This is a genomic window from Piscinibacter sp. (assembly GCF_050175855.1).
Taxonomy (GTDB): domain Bacteria; phylum Pseudomonadota; class Gammaproteobacteria; order Burkholderiales; family Burkholderiaceae_C; genus Piscinibacter.
The window spans coordinates 1-2,957 of record NZ_JBFXIO010000518.1 but is presented as its reverse complement, the minus strand read 5'-3'; the positions used below and the strand labels follow the sequence as shown (position 1 = coordinate 2,957).

Sequence of the window (2,957 nt, the reverse complement as noted above, 5' to 3'; positions counted from 1 at the left end):
CCGGTGCGCGAAGGCGCGGTGATCGTCGATGCGCAGGGCCACAAGCTCGGCCACGTCACCAGCGGCACGCTGGCGCCCAGCGTCGGCAAGCCGATCGCGATGGCCTATCTGGCCGCCAACCACGCCCTGCCGAACCACGAGGTGTATGCCGAGGTGCGCGGCAAGCGCCAGCCGATGCGCGTGTCGCCCATGCCCTTCGCGCCGCACCGCTACTTCCGCGGCTGAACCTTCACGACCCGATCAACCCGAGGAGAACTCCGATGACGACGATGTACACCCCCGACCACGAGTGGATCAACATCGAGGACCACGAAGCCGCCACCGTCGGCATCACGCTGCACGCGCAGGATGCGCTGGGCGACGTGGTCTTCGTCGACCTGCCCGAGGTCGGCAAGACCTTCAAGAAGGGCGAGGTCGCCGGCGTGGTCGAGTCGGTCAAGGCGGCGGCCGACCTCTACATGCCGGTGACCGGCGAGATCGTCGAGGTCAACGAGGCGCTGCGTGCCGACCCGTCGCTGGCCAACAGCGACCCGCTGGGCAACGGCTGGTTCTTCAAGGTGCACATCTCCGAGGCCGGCATGGCCGAGTTCGACCAGCTGATGGACACCCCCGCCTACGAGAAGCTGCTCAAGAGCCTCTGATCCCGCCCCACTGCCAGGAAGTCCCATGCTGATGTCTGCCCACCAGCCGCTGCGCGAGCTGGAGAACGCCACCGAGTTCGTCGCCCGCCACGTCGGCATCACCGACGCGGCAGAGGCCCACATGCTGTCGGCGATCGGCGCCGCCTCGCGCCGCGCGCTGATCGAGGCGATCGTGCCCGCGTCGATCAAGCGCGCGGCGCCGATGGCCCTGCCCGCCCCGCTGACCGAGGCGCAGGCGCTGGCGGAGCTGAAGGCCATCGCGGCAAAGAACCGGCTGCTCAAGAGCTTCATCGGCCAGGGTTACCACGGCACGCACACGCCGGGCGTCATCCTGCGCAACATCCTCGAGAACCCGGCCTGGTACACCGCCTACACGCCCTACCAGGCGGAGATCTCGCAGGGCCGCATGGAAGCGCTGGTCAACTTCCAGACCATGGTGTGCGACCTGACCGGCCTGGCCATCGCCGGCTCGTCGATGCTCGACGAGGCCACGGCCGCCGCCGAGGCGATGACCCTGGCGATGCGCGTGGGCAAGTCCAAGTCGCACAAGTTCTTCGTCGCCGACGACGTGCTGCCGCAGACGCTCGAGGTGGTGCGCACGCGCGCCCGGCCGATCGGCGTCGAGGTGGTCACCGGCCCGGCCGAGCAGGCCGGCGATGCCGAGGCCTTCGCGGTGCTGCTGCAGTACCCGGGCGTGAACGGCACGGTGCGCGACCTCCAGCCGCTGATCGATGCGGTGCACGCCAAGGGGGGCCTGGCCATCGTCGCTGCCGACCTGCTGGCATTGACGCTGCTGGTGCCACCGGGCGAGCTGGGCGCCGACATCGCCGTCGGCAGCACGCAGCGCTTCGGCATGCCGATGGGCAACGGCGGCCCGCACGCCGCCTACCTCGCCACCCGAGACGACTTCAAGCGCTCGATGCCCGGTCGGCTTGTCGGCGTGAGCGTCGACGCGCACGGCGCGCCGGCCTATCGCCTCGCGCTGCAGACGCGCGAGCAGCACATCCGCCGTGAGAAGGCCACCTCGAACATCTGCACGGCACAGGTGCTGCCGGCGGTGGTGGCGAGCATGTACGCCGTCTACCACGGGCCCGAGGGCCTCAAGCGCATCGCGCGGCGCGTGGCCAGCTACACGGCGGTGCTGGCCGCCGGCCTGAGGCAGCTCGGCGCCGCGGTGAGCGATGGCGCGGCCTTCGACACCGTCTGCGTGGCCACCGGCGCGAAGACGGACGCCATCCTGGTGGCCGCGCGCGACGCCGGCTGCAACCTGCGCCGCGCCTCGCCCGATGCGGTCGGCATCACGCTCGACGAGACCACCACCCGCGAAGACATCGCCCTGCTGTGGTCGCTGTTCGCCGACGGTCAGGCAGTGCCCGAGTTCACGCCGTTCGAGGCGGGCGTGAAGCCGCTGATCCCGCTGGCCATGGCGCGCAGCAGCGCCTTCCTGACCCACCCGGTCTTCAATCGCTACCACAGCGAGACCGAGATGCTGCGCTACCTGCGCAGCCTGGCCGACAAGGACCTGGCGCTGGACCGCACGATGATCCCGCTCGGCTCCTGCACGATGAAGCTCAACGCGACCAGCGAGATGATTCCCATCACCTGGCCGGAGTTCGCCAACGTCCACCCGTTCGCGCCGCAGGATCAGCTGGCCGGTTACGCCGCGCTGAACGAGCAGCTGTGCGCGTGGCTGTCGCAGGCGACCGGCTACGCAGGCATCAGCCTGCAGCCCAACGCCGGCTCGCAGGGCGAGTACGCCGGGCTGCTGGTGATCAAGGCCTGGCACGAGTCGCGCGGCGGCCACCAGCGCGATGTCTGCGTGATTCCCGAATCCGCCCACGGCACCAACCCGGCCAGCGCGCAGATGGCCGGCATGCAGGTGGTGGTGGTCAAGTGCGATGCGCTGGGCAACGTCGACCTGGCTGACCTGCGTGCCAAGTGCGAGCAGCACCGGGAGCGGCTGGCCTGCGTGATGATCACCTACCCGTCGACCTACGGCGTGTTCGAGTCGCGCGTGAAGGAGTTGTGCGAGCTGGTGCATTCCTTCGGCGGCCGCGTCTACGTCGATGGCGCGAACATGAACGCGCTGGTCGGCGTGGCCGCGCCGGGCGAGTTCGGCGGCGACGTCAGCCACCTCAACCTGCACAAGACCTTCTGCATCCCGCACGGCGGCGGCGGCCCCGGCGTCGGGCCGGTGTGCGTGGTCGAGGACCTCGTGCCCTTCCTGCCGGCGCATCGCAGCGCCGGCCTCGGTACGCCGCAGCAGGTCGGCGCGGTGAGCGCTGCGCCGCTGGGCAACGCCGCGGTGCTGCCGAT

3 protein-coding genes are annotated in these 2,957 nt (G+C 70.3%); all 3 read left to right on the top strand.

Annotated elements, in window-relative coordinates:
• The coding region (locus AB7U92_RS24935) for a glycine cleavage T C-terminal barrel domain-containing protein (RefSeq protein WP_428583202.1) at window positions 1-225 on the top strand (225 nt) is incomplete at its 5' end.
• A gap of 35 nt (window positions 226-260) precedes the next feature.
• Complete coding sequence (gene gcvH / locus AB7U92_RS24930) at window positions 261-641, top strand: glycine cleavage system protein GcvH (protein ID WP_428583200.1); 381 nt, start codon at window positions 261-263, stop codon at window positions 639-641.
• A 25-nt stretch (window positions 642-666) separates the two neighbouring features.
• Window positions 667-2,957, top strand: a 2,291-nt coding sequence (gene gcvP / locus AB7U92_RS24925; protein ID WP_428583198.1) for an aminomethyl-transferring glycine dehydrogenase, incomplete at its 3' end; no start/stop codon positions are given.

Coding starts and splice junctions, on each gene's coding strand:
- gcvH (WP_428583200.1), top strand. CDS start 261: ATGACGACGATGTACACCCCCGACCACGAGTGGATCAACATCGAGGAC.